Here is a 16966-nt window from a genome sequence, read left to right as displayed (position 1 = left end):
AACAACACTTGATGGTTAGATCACCTCTCGGCGCTCTGCCCCGCAAATACCGGCACCTTTGTCATGCCTCACTGCCAAGAAGGACACGTTATGCGTCAGATTCGTAACCTACTCCCCCTGCTGCTCTGCCTTTCCTCGCTGGCTCTCCAGGCCGCACCCAGCCCCAAGGCCACTGCGGAGATCGATGCACTGCTCAACTTCGTCGAGCACAGCGATTGCCAGTTCATCCGCAATGGCAGCGAGTATTCGGGCAGCAAGGCCCGCGCTCATCTGCAGCAAAAGCTCGACTACCTGGAGAACAAGGACCTGGTGAACAGCGCCGAAGACTTCATCGAGCGCGCCGCCAGCAAAAGCAGCATGAGCGGCAAGCCTTACCAGGTCAGTTGCCCGGGCGGTAAACAGGAGGCCAGCACCTGGCTGACCACCGAGCTCAAGCGCTTGCGCCAGGGGCAATGAGCCTCGCAACCGCTGCTTCGCGCAGGTGGCCGCCTGCCTCTTCCGAAGGCACCGCCCCTGCCCGTCTGCCAGCACTTGGTGCAAAGTTCATGCACCGCGCAGGCGCAGCTGTCCGCCCTTCGTCATGACAAGTCATTGAGCGACAACGACTTATCACCGCGATGAGAAACCTGGCACCGGACTTGCTCCTGTCCCTGCGAACGGGATGAGTCCCCGCCGGCGTGGCCAGCGGCGCTCACGAAGCTCGGCACACTGGAGTTGCACCAGAGGCGAACTAGGGTTCCGGTCCACCTTGCGTGGATGGCTGGTCCGAGAGTTTTCCGGCCCTAAGGACAGGGTTACACGGCGGGAGAAAAGCCCGGGAGACGTGACGTCATCCCGTGCCGATTTCCAACGTGTAGGAGCAATGCCATGACCCAGCCGCTTTCCCTGCGTTCCCTGCGCAAGACCCTGCTCGGTGCCTGTCTGGCCACCGCCGCCGTCGTCCTGCCGTTCACCGTTCAAGCCGCGGAAAAACTCAAGATCGGCACCGTCGTCTGGGCCGGTTACGCGCCCTTCTACGTCGCCGACAAGCTCAATCTGTACAAGGCCCACGGGCTCAGTGTGCAGCTGCAGTTCTTCAACGACCCCGCGCTGATTCCCACCGCCATCGCCGGCGGCGCGCTGGACGGCGGCATGCTGACCTACGACCAGGTGGTCGGCGGCGTGGCCAAGGGGCAGGCCTACAAGGTGGTGATGCCCATCGACTTCTCCAACGGCGGCGATGCGATTGTCGCGGACAAGTCGATCACCTCGGTCGACCAGTTCAAGGGCAAGAAGATCGGCTTCAACCCGCTCTCGCCTTCGGACTTCCTCCTCGCCTACGCGCTCAAGAGCAACGGCCTGACCGCCAAGGACATCGACCCGCTGAACATGACCCCGGAAGCCATTCCCGGCGCCATGGCCTCGGGCAGCCTGCCGATCGGCGTGACCTACGAGCCGAACGTGTCGCAGATCCTCGGCATGCCCGGCAGCAAGTTCCACGTCGTCTACTCCTCCAAGCAGGCGCCCGGCCTGATCACCGACGTGCTGGTGTTCGACGCCAAGACCATCGCCAAGCGCCAGGCGGCGATCAAGGCGATGATCCAGGGCTACGTCGACGGCCTGGCCTACATGCAGAGCCATCCGGACGAATCCGCCGAGATCATCGGCAAGGTGCTCGGCGTCAGCGCCGCCGAGGCCAAGGCGCAGATGAGCGGCGTGTACAACATCCCGCTGGCCGAGATGGGCAAGAACTTCGAGAAGTCCGACGCCACCAGCTCGTTCTTCGGCAGCGGCGCGGTGATCGCCCAGCTGCTCAAGGACAACGGGCAGATCGCGGCGATCCCCGACTTCGCCCAGACCTTCGACGCCAGCTTCGTGCAAGCCATGGCCAAGTGACCTACCCGAGCCCCGCCCGGGACGGCGGGGCGCGCCCGGAGGATTCCATGTCCGCATCCCTATACCGCTACGCCGACGGCCGCCTGCCCAACAGCCTGGCGCTGGCCTATGCCTTCGGCGGCTATTTCGCCGGCTTCGCCCTGCTGTTCGCCTGGCACTGGGCGCTGAACCTGCTCGGCACGCTGCTGCTGGCGCACGCGATGATTGTCGCGGCCTACCTGATCCACGAATTCGCCCACGGCACCATCTTCGCCGAGCCGAAGAACAACAACCGTGCGGGCGAACTGTGCAGCTGGATTTGCGGCAGCTGCTACGCCACGTTCCAGGACCTGCGGCGCAAGCACATGCGCCACCACGTCGACCGCGCCGACGTCATCACCTTCGACACCAAGGTTTTCCTCAAGCGCTGCCCCGGCTGGCTGCGCAAGCTGGTGCTGGCCGCCGAGTGGGCGTACATCCCGGCGGTCGAGCTGATCATGCATTACTACGTGATCCTCCTGCCCTTCATCAGCAGCAGCGACAAGCACCGCGCCAACCGCCGCCGCGTGCTGCTCACCCTGCTGGTGCGCGGGGCGATCTTCGGCGTCGTCGCCGCGGTATCGATCAAGGCGCTGCTGCTCTACTTCGTCGCCTGGTCGCTGATGATCGTCGTGCTGCGCTTCACCGATGCCTACCAGCACACCTACGACGCCTTCGCCGTGCTGGAAGACGACGCGCGCATTCCCGAGGACAAGCAGCGCGACCGCGCCTACGAGCAGATGAACACCTACACCAACGTGGTCTCGGTGCGCTGGCCGGTGCTCGACCTGCTGCTGCTCAACTTCGCCTACCACAACGCGCACCACGAGAAGCCGGTGGCGCCCTGGTATCGCCTGCGCAAGCTGCACCACGAGCTGTATGGCGACGGCTACGCCCAGGTGCTGCCGATGCACCTGCTGTTCAAGAGCTTCCACCAGCACCGCCTGCGCCGCGTGCTCGACGACGACTACGGGGTGGTCGAGTCCAGTGGCGAACGGCGTGCCGACGGTTTCTACGGCGCAGTTGGCGTGTCCTTCCTGACGGCGGTGTGAGCATGATCGACTACCGGGGCAAACGCGTGCTCATCAGCGGTGCCGCCAGCGGCATCGGTCGCGGTCTGGCGCGTGCCTTCGCCGAGCGGGGCGCGACGCTGGAGCTGCTCGACCGCAATGACGAAGCGCTGCGGACGGTGGTCGAGGAGTTGCGTCCGCTGGCCGACATCGAGGGCGCGAGTGTCGACCTCGGCGACAGCGCCGCCGTCGGCGCCTACGCCCGGCAACGCGGCGAGCGACCGCTGCATGTGCTGATCAACAACGCCGGCATGGAATACGTCACGCCGCTGGAGGACGCCTCGCCCGAAGCGGACGCACGCTGGCAGGCGCTGCTGGACAACAACGTCGCCTCGATGCTGCGCCTGACCCGCGCCCTGCTGCCGAGCCTCGGTGCCGGCAGCTGCGTGATCAACCAGGCCTCGATCTGGGGCCTGAAGGGCGTGCCCGGCTTCTCCGCCTACGTGGCCAGCAAGCACGCGGTGATCGGCCTGACCCGCTCGCTGGCCTGGGAACTCGGCCCACGACGCATCCGCGTCAATGCCGTGTGCCCCGGCTGGGTCGGCACCGATACCGCCATGCATTCGCTGGCGGTGATGGCGACCGCCAGCGGCCGCAGCGTACGCGACGAACTGGCGCAGATCCTCTCTGCGCAGGCCGTGCCCGAACTGCTCACCCCGGCGGACCTCGCCGGGACCTTCCTGTTCCTCGGCAGCCCCCTGGCCGCGGCCCTCACCGGCCAGGCGCTGTCGGTCAGCCATGGCGAGGTGATGCATTGAGTCCGCTACTCGAAGGCCAGGTCGCGCTGGTCACCGGCGCCACGCAAGGCATTGGCCGCGCCACCGTGCTGGCGCTGGCCGAGGCCGGGGCGAAGGTCTGGATCAACCACCTCGACCAGCCCGAGGCCGCCACCGCGCTGGTCGCGCGCATCGCCGCGAGCGGCGGCCAGGCCCGCGCGGTGCAGGCCGACGTGTCGTCGCCAACGCAGGTCGCCGCCATGTTCGAGCGGGTGCTGGGCGAAGGCCCGCTGCACATCCTGGTGAACAACGCCGGGATCATCCTCGAGAAGCCCTTCCTCGATACCGACGAGGACGACTGGGCGCGCCTGCTCGGCGTCGACCTGCATGCCGTGTACCGCTGCTGCCGCCATGCGCTGGAGCACATGCAGGGGCGCGGCGACGGTTGCATCGTCAACATCGCCTCGGAACTCGGCCAGCTCGGCCGCGAGGGTTATGCCGCGTACAGCGCGGCGAAGGCCGGGGTGATCGGGCTTACCAAGTCGCTGGCCCGCGAATTCGCCCCGCACATCCGCATCAACGGCGTGGCGCCGGGGCCGGTGGACACGCCCATGGTCTCGCTGGAGCACATGAGCGCGGAGATGATCGCCCGCGAGGTGGCGATTCCCGCCGGGCGCCTCGGCCGTCCCGAGGAGATCGCCGCCGCGGTGCTGTTCCTCGTTTCGCCCGGCGCGAGCTTCTTCCACGGGCAGATGCTCGGCGCCAACGGCGGCGCCTGGATGGGGGCCTGAGATGCGCGCCGAAGTCGTGCTGCTGCTCGGCGCCGCCCTCTGGGGGCTGGGCTGGATGCCGCTGGCGCACTTCGCCGGGCTGGGCCTGGCCGGCATGCCCATGGTGCTCTACACCTTTGGCCTGCTGAGCGTGCCGACGCTCGCGGTGCTCTACCGCCAGCGCCGTGCATGGTGGCCGCAACGCGGCGCCTTGCTCGGCATCGTGCTCTGCGGCGGCTGGGCCACCGCCGGGCTGGTCGGCGCGCTGTCCGAAGGCGACGTGGTGCGCAGCATGCTGCTGTTCTACCTGGCTCCGGCCTGGGGCCTGCTGGGTGGCTGGTTGCTGCTCGGCGAACGCCTGGATGCCGTGCGCATCGGCGCCCTGCTGCTCGCCCTGGTCGGCATTGCCCTGACCCTGGGCGTGAACCGCAACACCTTCGCCGCGCTGACCGCCAGCGACTGGCTGGCACTCTCCGCCGGCTTTGCCTTCGCCCTGAACAACCTGGCCACCCGCGCCGCCGAGCAGGTCCCGCTGGCGAGCAAGGCGATGGCCGCATTCATTGGCAGCGCCGCCTGCGCCGCCCTCTTCTGCCTGCTCGATAGCACCGCCCTGCCCTCTGCTGACGCCGGAACCTGGCTGCAGATCGCCATCTTCGGGCTGTTCTGGCTCGCCGCCATGGGCGCCGCGCAGTACGGCTTCAGCCATGTAGAGGCGAGCCGCGCGGCGGTGCTGGTGGTGGTCGAGCTGCTGGTCTCGGTGCTCACCGCCGCTGCCTTCGGAGAGCGCGAGCTCGGTGTCGGCGAATGGCTCGGCGGCGCCCTGGTGCTGGCCGCCGCGCTGATCGCCGCGCGACCGCCGCGTGATTCATTCCCTTCTGCTAGCGAGGTAAGCCCGTGACCACCGTTCGCATGGACCAGCTCAGCTGGGTCGAATACGCGCGCCGCGTGCGCGAGGACGCCACCGTGGTACTGCTGCCCTGCGGCGCCACCGAGCAACACGGCCCGCACCTGCCGCTGGGCACCGACGCGCTGCTCGCCAGCGCCATCGCCGAAGACGTCGCTACGCGGCTCGGTGCACTGGTGGCCCCGGCGCTCTCCTACGGCTACAAGTCGCAGCCCAAGTGCGGCGGCGGCCAACACTTCTGCGGCACCACCAGCCTCGACGGGCAAACGCTGGTAGCGCTGGTGCGCGATGCCGTACGCGAGTTCGCCCGCCACGGCGTCACCCGCCTGGTGCTGGTGGATGGGCACTACGAGAACCAGTGGTTCCTCACCGAGGGCATCCAGCTCGCCCTGCGCGAGCTGGGCGAAGGCCACCCGCTGCGGGTGATGCGCCTGGAGCACTGGGACTTCTGCACCCAGGCGACGCTCGACTCGGTATTCCCCGACGGTTTCCCCGGCTTCGCCCTGGAGCACGCGGCGGTGATCGAGACCTCGCTGATGCTGCATTACCTGCCGCAGCTGGTGCGCCTGGACCTGATCCCCGACGACGGCCCGGCGGACTTCCCGCCCTACGACATCTACCCATCGCGCACCGAGTGGGTGCCGCCCTCGGGCGTGCTCTCTTCGGCGCGTGGCGCCAGCGCGGAGAAAGGCGCGCGCATGGCCATGGACATCTGCGAGGGAATTGCTGCAGCGATCCGCACGGAGTTCCTGGGATGAGGCGCGCGCTGATCGTCATCGACATGCAGCGCGACTTCTGCGCGCCCGGCGGCTACGCCGACCGCGCGGGCCTCGACATCGGCCGCCTACGCGCGCCCATCCCGGCGATCCTGCGTCTGCTCGAAGGCGCGCGGGCCTTGGGGATGCTCGTGGTGCACACCCGCGAAGGCCATCGCCCGGACCTCTCCGACCTGCCCGAAAGCAAGCGCCTGCGTGCCGAAAACGCCGGCGCGCCCATCGGCCAGCCCGGCCCGCTCGGACGCCTGCTGGTGCGTGGCGAATACGGCCACGACCTGATCGACGAACTGCGCCCGCTGCCGGGCGAGCCGGTGATCGACAAGCCCGGCTACAGCGCTTTCGCGCATACCGACCTGGAGCTGCTGCTGTGCAATGCCGGGGTCGAGGAACTGGTGCTGTGCGGCGTGACCACCGAAGTCTGCGTCAGCTCCACGCTGCGCCAGGCGGTGGACCTGGGCTTCGCCTGCACGCTGGTGGGCGACGCCTGCGGCTCGGCCTATCCGCACCTGCACGAAGCGGCGCTGGAGATGGTGGGGGTGGAAGGCGGGGTATTCGGCCGTATCCTCGACAGCCAAACCCTGCTCGCCGAATGGGAGACCCCGCGATGACCCAAGTGACCCGCCTGTGGCCGCTGCTGACCGCCACCCACCGCTACGACAAGTCGGTTTCCACCTGGCAACGCGGCCATGGCATCCAGATCCAGGCGCCGATACTCGCCTACCTGATCGAGACCCGCCAGGGCCGCATCCTCTACGACGTCGGCTGCGACTACCGCAAGATCCACGACCCGGCGCTGCGCGAACGCTGGTACGGCGGCTTCTCCATGGACCCGCCGCAGATGACCGAGGAACAACGCCTGCCGGCGCACTTCGCGCGGCTCGGGCTGACCCCGGCGGATATCGACCTGGTGTTCCTCGGCCACCTGCACTTCGACCATTGCGGCGGGCTCTGCGAGGTCTGCGGCGCCGAGGTCCACGTGCACGCCGACGAGTTGGCCGCCGCCCGCGCCCAGGCCGACGACGCCTACTTCTTCGACGACTTCGCCGGCGATTACCGCTGGAAGGTGCAGACCGGCGAGTACGACCTGGTCCCCGGCGTGCGCGCCATCGCCACGCCCGGCCACACCGCCGGGCACATGTCGCTGCTGATCGAGCTGCCCGAGGGCCGCCCGGTGATCCTCGCTGGCGACGCCGCCGACCTGCAGGAAAACCTCGACCAGGAAATCGCCCCCGGCGCCCTCTGGCAGGACCGCGAGGACATGGCCATCGACAGCATCCGCAAGCTGAAGGCACTGGCCGGCGAGACCGGCGGGCAGCTCTGGCCGAACCACGACATGGCCTTCTACCAGGGCCTCAAGCGCTTCCCGGAGTACCACGCATGAACCCGGTTCCCGAGACTTACCTGGGCGTGTGGCAGCGCACGCTGCTGACCACCACCGCCGGCAAGCGCGACACCAGCACGCGGGTCTACTGGCTGCAGACGTCGCGCCTGTTCGCCGACCTGCGAATCCCCCTGCCGGCGCCCGCCAGCGCCACCGAGCGCGCGGCCCAGGCCGGATTTTCCGGTGTCACCGAGATCGTCGGCGACCGCTGCCAGTGGCATCGGCTGATCGACTTCCGCCCGGCCACCGGCGAGGACGACATCGGCCTCATGCGCTTCGAGAACAGCGAATACCTGCTCGAAGACGGCCTCGACGGCAGCTACCACGAAGTCTGGGAGCGCCTGCCGGAATCCGTCGGGCGCAACTGGGGCAGCTGGTTGCGCAGTGCCGACGGCCGCCAGGGTTGCCTGCTGCTGGCCGGCGACTGCTTCCTCTTTGCCGCCGGGCTGCCGCGCACTGCACCGGCCGGTGCCGATCTCGCCGAACTGGCCGCGCAGGACCCGGGCTGGCTCGACTTCGAACTTTCCTTCGGCCGCCACCACGGCGGCCTCACGCCCTGGCGCATCGAACTGTCCACCCTGCCCGCGCGCATTGGCGCCGCGTTGCTGCCAGCCGAAGCCGATCCCGACCGTCCCGCCGAACTGCTTGGCGCCGCCGGCCTCGCTCGCCTTGGCGCACAGCCACCGGCAGGCGGCTGGAAGGTCGCACCCGATCCCATGTCCTAGACGGAGGTATGCCCATGACCGCTCACCAGGTCCTTCCCGAAACCCCGGCCGGCGCGCCGCCCCGCGCCAGTTGGTGGAGCATTCGCGGCGAGCTGCCGCGCGGCGCCGTCTGGGCGCTGGCCGCCGGCGGCCTGCTGCTGCCGCTGCTGCTCTGGTGGGCCTGGACGGCGCTCGGGCTGAGCAATGCGATGTTCCTGCCCAGCCCGGAAGCGGTGGTGCTGCGCACCGGCCACTGGTGGAGCGAGGAAGGCCTGCTCGGCGACATCGGCATCAGCGTCTGGCGGGTCATGGCGGGCTTTCTCGCCTCGGCGGTGATCGCCCTGCCGCTGGGCCTCTACATCGGCACCTACCGCCCGGTGCAGGCGTTCCTCGAACCGCTCACCGACTTCATCCGCTACATGCCGGCGGTGGCCTTCATTCCGCTGGTGATGCTCTGGGTCGGCATCGACGAGGGCTCCAAGGTGCTGATCATCTTCATCGGCACCTTCTTCCAGATGGTCCTGATGGTTGCCGAGGACGTGCGCCGCGTGCCCATGGCGCAGATCGAGGCGGCGCAGACCATGGGCGCTTCGCGCAGCGAGGTGGTGAAGCTGGTGATCCTGCCGTCGGCGCGCCCAGCACTGCTCGACACCCTGCGCATCACCTGCGGCTGGGCCTGGACCTACCTGGTGGTGGCCGAGCTGGTCGCCGCCAACTCCGGCCTGGGCTACGCAATCCTCAAGGCGCAGCGCTACATGCAGACCGACAAGATCTTCGCCGGCATCCTGCTGATCGGCGTCATCGGCCTGCTCACCGACCAGGCGTTCCGCTGGCTCGGTCGTGCAGCCTTCCCCTGGTTGAAGAGGTAAGCGCCATGCACGATTCGAAAATCCGCATCCGCAACGTCAGCAAGGTCTTCACCGGCGGTGGCCGCAACGTCCAGGCGCTGCAGGACGTCAGCCTGGACATCCGCGAGAACGAGTTCGTCACTTTCGTCGGCGCCTCCGGCTGCGGCAAGTCCACCCTGCTGCGCAGCATCGGCGGGCTGGAGCGGCACAGCGCCGGGCAGATTCTGGTCGAGGGCCGCGCCATCGACGGACCGGGCATCGACCGCGCCATGGTGTTCCAGCACTACAGCCTCTACCCCTGGCTGCGGGTGATGGAGAACATCAAGTTCTGCCGGCAGCTGAAGGTGGTGGCCGACACCGTGCGCGGCGACGCCGACGTCGAAGTGGCCAGCGGCCGCGCCGATGCGCTGCTCACCCTGATGGGCCTGAAGGCCTTCGCCAACGCTTACCCCAACCAGCTTTCCGGCGGCATGCAACAGCGCGTGGCCATCGCCCGCGCGCTGATGCCCAAGCCGCAGATCCTGCTGATGGACGAGCCTTTCGGCGCGCTGGACGCGCAGACCCGCGAGGTGATGCACGACCTGATCCGCCATGTGCACCGGCTGGAGAAGAGCACCATCCTGTTCGTCACCCACGACGTCGAGGAAGCCATCTACCTGGGTGGCCGCGTCGTGCTGATGGCGCCGCGCCCGGGGCGCATCGACAGCGTCTACGAGGTGCCGCTGCCGGCCGAGCGCAACCAGGACATGAAGCTGACAGCGGAATTCATCGCGCTGAAGAAGGAAATCCTGGCGCGCATCCGCGAGACCTCGGGGATGAACACCGACCTGGAACTGCTCGAACAGCTGACCCGCACCGCGCCGGCCTGAAACCGGCGCGCGCTGCCTCAGTCGGCCTTCTTGCGAATCCAGTAGAGGTAGGTGCCGGCCTCTTCCTGCTGCTCGACCAGTTCATGGCCGAGGAACACGCAGAACTTGGGAATGTCGCGGCGGGTGGAGGGGTCGGTGGCTATGACCTTGAGCAGGCCGCCGGCCGGCAGGTCGCGCACCTTGTTGTGCAGCATCATGACCGGCTCGGGGCAGTTCAGGCCGGTGGCGTCGAGGATGGCGTCGACAGGCTGGGACATGGAGCAACTCCGCAAATCGAATGGGCCGCATTGTCGCGCAAAGCGGCCCGCTCGGTCACGCGCGGCAGGCGAACGGCATGGCGCCAACCTTTGGTCGGGCTGGCCACGCGCCTCCACCGGGCTAAGCTCGGCGCCCTCCCCGACACCGGATGTCCCGCCGCATGCGCCTGCCCGCCCTGCTCTGCCTGGTCCTGCTGCTCAGTGGCTGCGCCGCCCGCGACCAGTTGCCCGACTACGCCGCCAACCGTGCCCAGGATCTGCCGGCGACCTCCTATGACGCGGTGATCCTCGCCCGCGACGGCACTCGGCTGTCGGCCACGGTGTTCCAGCCGGCGCTGAAGGCCGGCGAGACGGCGCCGCTGATCGTCCACACCCACGGCTGGGGCGGCTGGCGGGTCACCGGGCCGGACGGCTTCTATGGCAAGACCATGATGTCCGGACGCGCCGCGCTCAAGGCCTGGAAGGCCGGCTACTGGGTGGTCAGCTACGACCAGCGCGGCTGGGGCGGCAGCGACGGGCGCATCGAGATGATGGACCCGCGCTTCGAGGTGAACGACGCCAGCGCGGTGATCGACTGGGCCGCGCAACACCTGCCGCGCCTGCGCATGGACGGGTCGAACGACCCGCGCGTGGGCATGCTCGGCGAGAGCTACGGCGGCGCCGTGCAGCTGCTGGCCGCCGCCGAGGACAAGCGCATCGACGCCATAGTCCCCATCGCCACCTGGTACGACCTGAGCGACGCCCTGGCCCCCGACGGCCAGCTGAAGATCGGCTGGGGCGGCGTGCTGCTCAGCCTGGGTATCGCCACCGGCTACGACCTCGGCAAGTTCGCCCAGGCCGACTATCTGCAGACCGCCAGTGGGCGCATGACCGCGCCGGTGCAGGCCGAACTCGCCGATCACAGCCTGGCGCGCTATTGCGCCGAAGGCCGCCGCCCGCATGCCGACGCCCTGCTGATCCAAGGTCTGCGCGACACGCTCTTCCCGCTCGACCAGGGCCTGCAGATCCGCCAGTGCCTGCGCCAGGGCGATACCGACGTGCGCCTGCTCGGCATGCAGGGCGGGCACATCCTGCCGCCGCCGCTGCAGGCCTGGAGCGGCCTGCCGCCGTTCAACAACGAACCGGTGATCCATTGCGGCGAGCGCGCCATCAACCTCTACCAGGGCATCCTCGCCTGGTACGAGGAAAAGCTGCGCCAGCGCCCCGGTGCCGCCGACAGCGTGCCCTCGCTGTGCATCAGCCTGGACCTCGACCAGGGCCTGGCGCTGGACGACCTGCCGCCACCGGGCCCGCAGGTAGCGCTGCCGGCCACGCGCATCCGCCCCGGCACCAGCGGCTGGCTGCAGCCCTCGACCTTCATACCGCTCAAGCGCATCGACGAATCCAGCGCACTGCTCGGCTCCGCCGAAGTGCGCCTCACAGAGCCCCTGGGCCAGGGCAAGGACGCCCTGCTTTTCGCCTCGCTGGCGGTGCGGGATGCCAAAGGAAGCACGCGCATCCTCGACGAACAGGTCAAGCCACTGATGAACAGTGGCAGCACCAAGCTCAATGCGGTGAGCGCGAGCCTCGCGCCGGGCGACGAACTGGGGCTGCTGGTGCGCGGTTTCAGCGGCCAGTACCTGTTCAACAGTTCCTGGCGCCTGAGCGCGGTGGACCTGCAGGGCGAAGTGCAGTTGCCCGCCCTGCTGCCGTTGGCGCCGCGAGTGGCTAGCCGGCCCTGATCAACGCAGCGGCGCGGCGGGCGCCTCGTCGAGCTGGGCGAGCAGCATGGCCGGCCCTTCGGCGTCCGCCGGCAGCAACGCCCATTGCTCCTTCTGCCCTTGCACACGATGGCTCTGGCGCACCTGGCTGCCCAGCGGCAGCGGCGCCTTGAAGTGCACGTCCAGCCGCACGTGCTCGGCCAGGCGCCGGCCGGTCAGGCTGCGCGCCAGGCTCCACATGCCGTGGGCGAAGGGTTTGCCGAAGCCGTAGTGCGAGGCCATGAAGCGCGACAGGTGCAGCGGGTTGAAGTCGCCGCTCAGGCCGGCATAGCGCCAGCCGGCGATCTTCGGCACGCGCCACTGAACGCCCGGATGCGGCGGGGCTTCCAGGGTTTCCCAGTGGGCGCGCTCGGGCAGCGGGTCGGGTTCGGCGTGGGCATCGAGGAAATCGCCGCGGCGCAGGTAGGTGGTGATCGACTGCCAGTAGAGCATGTCCTGGTGCCAGACCTCGGTGGCCACGTCGACCTCCAGGCCCAGCGGGCCACGCCGGCTGGTGAGGATGCGGCAGTCGACGAGCAACTGGTCGCTTTCATGCAGATGGCGGTAGCGCTGGATGTGGCTGCGCAGGTGGATCAACCCGAGCACCGAGAGCGGCATGCGCGAGCGGCTGAGCAGGCGCAGGTGCAGCGGCAGGCAGATCACCTGCGGGTAGAGCAGCGGCACGCCCAGCGCCGGATCGAGGCCGAAATGCTGGCGATAGGCGCGCAGATGGCCCAGGTCCAGGCGCAGGCTGTGGCTGTCCATGGCCAGGTAAGGCAGGCGCTCGCCGCGCCCCAGTCCTCGGCGCGGCAACAACATGCGGCTGTAACTGCCCAGCAGAGAGGGCAACTTTCGCTTCACGACCGACTCCGTGGTGGCAGGCGCCGCACAGCATGGTCAATGCGCGCCTGTAGGACAAGTCACCGAAAGTCGGATTTCTCCTTCAGAAATTACAGACGCCGCAGGTGGCAGGTGACCTCTTCCCGGTCGTGGTAGAGCTGCTTGCAGCCGATGGCCACGCGCAGCCCGCGCTCCTGGAACGCCTGTTCCAGGCGGCCGAGGATCTTGCGCACCTCGGCGTAGCGCTGCTTCATCGGCAGCTTGAGGTTGACCACCGCCTCGCGGCACAGCCCCTCGCCGATCCAGGTCTCGATCAGCGAACCGGTGCGCGCCGGCTTCTCGACGATGTCGCAGACCATCCAGTCGACCATCTGCCGCGGGCGGAACACGTAGCCGTCCGCGCGCTGGTGATCGACCAGGCCGGAATAGATCAGGTTCTCGGCCATCGGCCCGTTGTCCACGGCGATCACCCGCATCTCCCGGTTCACCAGCTGCCAGGTCCAGCCGCCGGGCGCGGCGCCCAGGTCGACGGCGAGCATGCCCGGCGCCAGGCGCTTGTCCCAATCCTGGCGCGGGATGAAGTGGTGCCAGGCCTCTTCCAGCTTGAGCGTGGAACGGCTGGGCGCCTCGCGGGGGAACTTCAGGCGCGGGATGCCCATCGGCCACATGGCGCTGTTGCGCGGGCCGGCCAGGCCGACGAAGACCTCGCGGCCGGAGCGGAAGGTCAGCAGCAGGCGCGGCAGGCTCGGGTCCTCGCGCAGGCGCCCGGCCTTGGTCAGCGCGGCGCGCAGGGGCTTTTCGAACTTGCGGCAGAAGGTCGAGAGCTCCTTGCCTTCGTTGCTGTCGAAGACTTCCAGCCAGAGGCTGCCGCATTGCGGATAGTCGGCCAGCACTTCGAGCAGCGCGCCGATGCGGTCCTGCTCGGGCAGCGGGACGAAGCTGCCGCGCGCCCACTGGCGCGGGAAGATCAGCTCGGAAAAGCGCAGGCGGCGCATCAGCAGCTCGGCGCCATCGGCATCCTGGCAGACGAATTCGGCGTACGCGGTGGCGGGCTTGGCCCGGGCGTAGCCGGCCACTTCCAGTTCGGCGGCGCGTTCGGAAATCTCGGCGCAGACTTCGTTTTCGAAGCCCGGACGGCAATGCAGTAACAGGGTGTTCATCGGGGTGTCTCCTCGGCCGCGCACTATAGTGCCTGGCGCCGCGGCTTTCACCCGGATTCGCCGCCCGAGCGGCCCACCGGTCGTGGCGGGACCCGCCTGCGGGGTCTAGCTTGAGTGTTTCGACGCGATTGCCTGCGAAATTTCTGAAGGACGCGGCAACGCTCGCCGTCGACGCTTCCGTGCAGCGCCGACGGCCAATCAGCCTGAGGAGAATGTCATGCCTGCAGTGGACAGCCTGAACAGCCTGCGCACCCTCGCGGTGGGCGGCAAGACCTACCACTACTACAGCCTCCCGGAAGCGGCGAAGCAGCTGGGCGACCTGGAGAAGCTGCCGAAGTCGCTCAAGGTGCTGCTGGAAAACCTGCTGCGCTGGGAAGACAACCACACGGTCAACGCCGACGACCTGCGCGCCCTCGCCGGCTGGCTGAAGACCCGCAGCTCCGAGCGCGAGATCCAGTACCGCCCGGCGCGGGTGCTGATGCAGGACTTCACCGGCGTGCCGGCGGTGGTCGACCTGGCGGCCATGCGCGCCGCCGTGGCCAAGGCCGGCGGCGACCCACAGAAGATCAACCCGCTCTCCCCCGTCGACCTGGTCATCGACCACTCGGTGATGGTCGACCGCTACGCCAGCCCTGCCGCGTTCGGCGAGAACGTCGAGATCGAGATGCAGCGCAACGGCGAGCGCTACGCCTTCCTGCGCTGGGGGCAGAACGCCTTCGACAACTTCCGCGTGGTGCCGCCGGGCACCGGCATCTGCCACCAGGTCAACCTGGAATACCTCGGTCGCACCGTCTGGACCAAGGACGAGGACGGCCGGACCTACGCCTTCCCCGACACCCTGGTCGGCACCGATTCGCACACCACCATGATCAATGGCCTGGGCGTGCTCGGCTGGGGCGTCGGCGGCATCGAGGCGGAAGCGGCCATGCTCGGCCAGCCGGTGTCGATGCTGATTCCCGAGGTGATCGGCTTCAAGCTCACCGGCAAGCTGAAGGAAGGCATCACCGCCACCGACCTGGTGCTCACCGTCACCCAGATGCTGCGCAAGAAGGGCGTGGTCGGGAAGTTCGTCGAGTTCTACGGCGACGGCCTCGCCGACCTGCCGCTGGCCGACCGCGCGACCATCGCCAACATGGCCCCGGAATACGGCGCCACCTGCGGCTTCTTCCCGGTGGACGAGATCACCCTGGGTTACCTGCGCCTGTCCGGCCGCCCGGAGGAGACCGTGCAGCTGGTCGAGGCCTACTGCAAGGCCCAGGGGCTGTGGCGCGAGCCGGGCCAGGAGCCGCTGTTCACCGACGCCCTGCAGCTCGACCTGGGCGACGTCGAGGCCAGCCTCGCCGGGCCCAAGCGCCCGCAGGACCGCGTGTCGCTGGGCCAGGTGGCGCAAGCCTTCGACGACTTCACCGCACTGCAACCCAAGTCGGCAACCAGCCACGCCTCGGCCATCGACTATCAGCACGACGGCAAGACCCATCGCCTGGAAGACGGCGCCGTGGTGATCGCCGCCATCACCTCCTGCACCAACACCTCCAACCCCAGCGTGATGATGGCCGCCGGCCTGCTGGCGAAGAAGGCGCTGGAGAAAGGCCTGCAGCGCAAGCCCTGGGTGAAGAGCTCGCTGGCGCCCGGTTCCAAGGTGGTCACCGACTACTTCAAGGCCGCCGGGCTGACGCAGTACCTCGATGAGCTGGGCTTCGACCTGGTCGGCTACGGCTGCACCACCTGCATCGGCAACTCCGGGCCGCTGCTCGACCCCATCGAGAAGGCCATCCAGCAAGCCGATCTGACGGTGGCCTCGGTGCTCTCCGGCAACCGCAACTTCGAAGGCCGCGTGCACCCGCTAGTGAAGACCAACTGGCTGGCCTCCCCGCCCCTGGTGGTGGCCTACGCCCTGGCCGGCAGCGTGCGCCTGGACCTGGCGAAGGACCCGCTGGGCACCGGCAAGGACGGCCAGCCGGTGTACCTGAAGGACATCTGGCCGAGCCAGCAGGAGATCGCCGCGGCCATCCAGAAGGTCGACACCGCGATGTTCCACAAGGAGTACGCCGAGGTCTTCCAGGGCGACGAGAAATGGCGGGCGATCCAGGTGCCGCAGGCGAAGACCTACGTCTGGCAGGCCGACTCCACCTATATCCAGCATCCGCCGTTCTTCGAGCACATCGCCGAGGCGCCGCCGAAAGTCGCCGACATCGAGAAGGCCCGGGTACTGGCGGTGCTCGGCGACTCGGTGACCACCGACCACATCTCCCCCGCCGGCAATATCAAGAAAGACAGCCCGGCCGGGCGCTACCTGAGCGAGCACGGCGTGGCCTATGCCGACTTCAACTCCTACGGCTCGCGACGCGGCAACCATGAAGTGATGATGCGCGGCACCTTCGCCAACATCCGCATCAAGAACGAGATGCTCGGCGGCGAGGAAGGCGGCAACACGATCCACGTGCCCAGCGGCGACAAGCTGGCGATCTACGACGCCGCCATGCGCTACCAGCAGGACGGCACGCCCCTGGTGATCATCGCCGGCAAGGAATACGGCACCGGCTCCTCCCGCGACTGGGCGGCCAAGGGCACCAACCTGCTCGGGGTCAAGGCGGTGATCGCCGAGAGCTTCGAGCGCATCCACCGTTCCAACCTGGTGGGCATGGGCGTGCTGCCGCTGCAGTTCACCGGCGGCCAGGAGCGCAAGTCGCTGAACCTGACGGGCAAGGAGGTGCTGAACATCCGCGGCCTGAACGGAGAACTGAAGCCGCACATGACCCTCAAGGTGGAAGTCACCCGCGAGGACGGCAAGCAGGACAGCTTCGACGTGCTATGCCGCATCGACACCCTCAACGAAGTGGAGTACTTCAAGGCCGGCGGCATCCTTCACTACGTGCTGCGCAGCCTGATCTGAGGCCAAGCCGGAGCGCCCCGTGACCAAAAGGTCACGGGGCGCTGCCATACCACCAAATGTCAATTTGATTACAATCTGCTTCCACGCCATGATGCCAGCGCCAAAAGCGTGACCGCATTCAACTTTTCGTCGAAGCGGCCGATACC

At 68.3% G+C, this 16966-nt stretch carries 17 protein-coding genes and 1 riboswitch; of the genes, 14 read left to right on the top strand and 3 right to left on the bottom strand.

The window, feature by feature from the left end:
- The first annotated feature begins 90 nt into the window (after positions 1-90).
- From PKB_RS10720 to PKB_RS10665, 12 genes are all read left to right on the top strand, one after another.
- Complete coding sequence (locus PKB_RS10720; RefSeq protein WP_043251575.1) at positions 91-456, top strand: YfeK family protein; 366 nt, start codon at positions 91-93, stop codon at positions 454-456.
- A 263-nt stretch (positions 457-719) separates the two neighbouring features.
- Positions 720-823: riboswitch (guanidine-I (ykkC/yxkD leader) on the top strand.
- 44 nt (positions 824-867) lie between these two features.
- Positions 868-1875: an ABC transporter substrate-binding protein gene (locus tag PKB_RS10715; RefSeq protein WP_043251574.1), complete on the top strand. Its 1008-nt coding sequence runs from the start codon at positions 868-870 to the stop codon at positions 1873-1875.
- 47 nt (positions 1876-1922) lie between these two features.
- Positions 1923-2945: a fatty acid desaturase family protein gene (locus PKB_RS10710; protein ID WP_043251571.1), complete on the top strand. Its 1023-nt coding sequence runs from the start codon at positions 1923-1925 to the stop codon at positions 2943-2945.
- A 2-nt stretch (positions 2946-2947) separates the two neighbouring features.
- The gene (locus PKB_RS10705) at positions 2948-3721 is read left to right on the top strand and encodes an SDR family NAD(P)-dependent oxidoreductase (protein ID WP_043251569.1); all 774 of its coding nucleotides are present in this window, start codon (positions 2948-2950) and stop codon (positions 3719-3721) included.
- Positions 3718-4470, top strand: a complete 753-nt coding sequence (locus PKB_RS10700; RefSeq protein WP_043251567.1) for an SDR family NAD(P)-dependent oxidoreductase — start codon at positions 3718-3720, stop codon at positions 4468-4470. Before PKB_RS10705 ends, PKB_RS10700 begins: the two co-directional genes overlap by 4 nt.
- A 1-nt stretch (position 4471) precedes the next feature.
- Complete coding sequence (locus PKB_RS10695; protein ID WP_043251564.1) at positions 4472-5347, top strand: EamA family transporter; 876 nt, start codon at positions 4472-4474, stop codon at positions 5345-5347.
- 11 nt (positions 5348-5358) lie between these two features.
- A complete protein-coding gene (locus PKB_RS10690) occupies positions 5359-6111 on the top strand; it encodes a creatininase (protein ID WP_043257158.1) in 753 nt (250 codons plus the stop codon).
- Complete coding sequence (locus PKB_RS10685; RefSeq protein WP_043251562.1) at positions 6108-6737, top strand: cysteine hydrolase family protein; 630 nt, start codon at positions 6108-6110, stop codon at positions 6735-6737. Before PKB_RS10690 ends, PKB_RS10685 begins: the two co-directional genes overlap by 4 nt.
- Positions 6734-7510 carry an N-acyl homoserine lactonase family protein gene (locus PKB_RS10680; protein WP_043251561.1) on the top strand — a complete coding sequence of 259 codons (777 nt, stop codon included), beginning with the start codon at positions 6734-6736 and terminating at the stop codon, positions 7508-7510. The genes PKB_RS10685 and PKB_RS10680 overlap by 4 nt, the downstream gene beginning before the upstream one ends.
- Complete coding sequence (locus PKB_RS10675) at positions 7507-8235, top strand: hypothetical protein (RefSeq protein WP_043251560.1); 729 nt, start codon at positions 7507-7509, stop codon at positions 8233-8235. The genes PKB_RS10680 and PKB_RS10675 overlap by 4 nt, the downstream gene beginning before the upstream one ends.
- Before the next feature lie 14 nt (positions 8236-8249).
- Positions 8250-9083 carry an ABC transporter permease gene (locus PKB_RS10670; protein WP_052355234.1) on the top strand — a complete coding sequence of 278 codons (834 nt, stop codon included), beginning with the start codon at positions 8250-8252 and terminating at the stop codon, positions 9081-9083.
- A gap of 5 nt (positions 9084-9088) precedes the next feature.
- Entirely contained in the window at positions 9089-9931 is an 843-nt protein-coding gene (locus tag PKB_RS10665; RefSeq protein ID WP_043251559.1) for an ABC transporter ATP-binding protein, read from the top strand.
- A gap of 17 nt (positions 9932-9948) precedes the next feature.
- Here the strand turns inward: PKB_RS10665 and tusA are convergent, their stop codons facing one another.
- Positions 9949-10188, bottom strand: coding sequence for a sulfurtransferase TusA (gene tusA / locus PKB_RS10660; protein ID WP_043251558.1), 240 nt, complete (start codon positions 10186-10188; stop codon positions 9949-9951).
- Positions 10189-10349: 161 nt separating this feature from the next.
- Here tusA and PKB_RS10655 point away from each other — a divergent pair, with 161 nt between their 5' ends.
- Positions 10350-11909 carry an alpha/beta hydrolase gene (locus PKB_RS10655; protein ID WP_043251556.1) on the top strand — a complete coding sequence of 520 codons (1560 nt, stop codon included), beginning with the start codon at positions 10350-10352 and terminating at the stop codon, positions 11907-11909.
- On the opposite strand, the gene PKB_RS10650 is transcribed toward PKB_RS10655, so the two are convergent.
- Together PKB_RS10650 and rlmM are read right to left on the bottom strand one after the other, a co-directional pair.
- Positions 11910-12788, bottom strand: a complete 879-nt coding sequence (locus PKB_RS10650) for a MaoC family dehydratase (protein ID WP_043251553.1) — start codon at positions 12786-12788, stop codon at positions 11910-11912.
- 89 nt (positions 12789-12877) lie between these two features.
- Entirely contained in the window at positions 12878-13927 is a 1050-nt protein-coding gene (gene rlmM / locus PKB_RS10645) for a 23S rRNA (cytidine(2498)-2'-O)-methyltransferase RlmM (RefSeq protein ID WP_043251550.1), read from the bottom strand.
- Positions 13928-14144: 217 nt separating this feature from the next.
- Here rlmM and acnA point away from each other — a divergent pair, with 217 nt between their 5' ends.
- Positions 14145-16820, top strand: a complete 2676-nt coding sequence (acnA, locus tag PKB_RS10640; protein ID WP_043251547.1) for an aconitate hydratase AcnA — start codon at positions 14145-14147, stop codon at positions 16818-16820.
- Positions 16821-16966 lie beyond the last annotated feature (146 nt).

Source organism: Pseudomonas knackmussii B13 (genome assembly GCF_000689415.1).
Taxonomy (GTDB): domain Bacteria; phylum Pseudomonadota; class Gammaproteobacteria; order Pseudomonadales; family Pseudomonadaceae; genus Pseudomonas; species Pseudomonas knackmussii.
The sequence above is the reverse complement of the archived record's forward strand: the minus strand, read 5'-3'. Positions and strand labels throughout refer to the sequence as shown.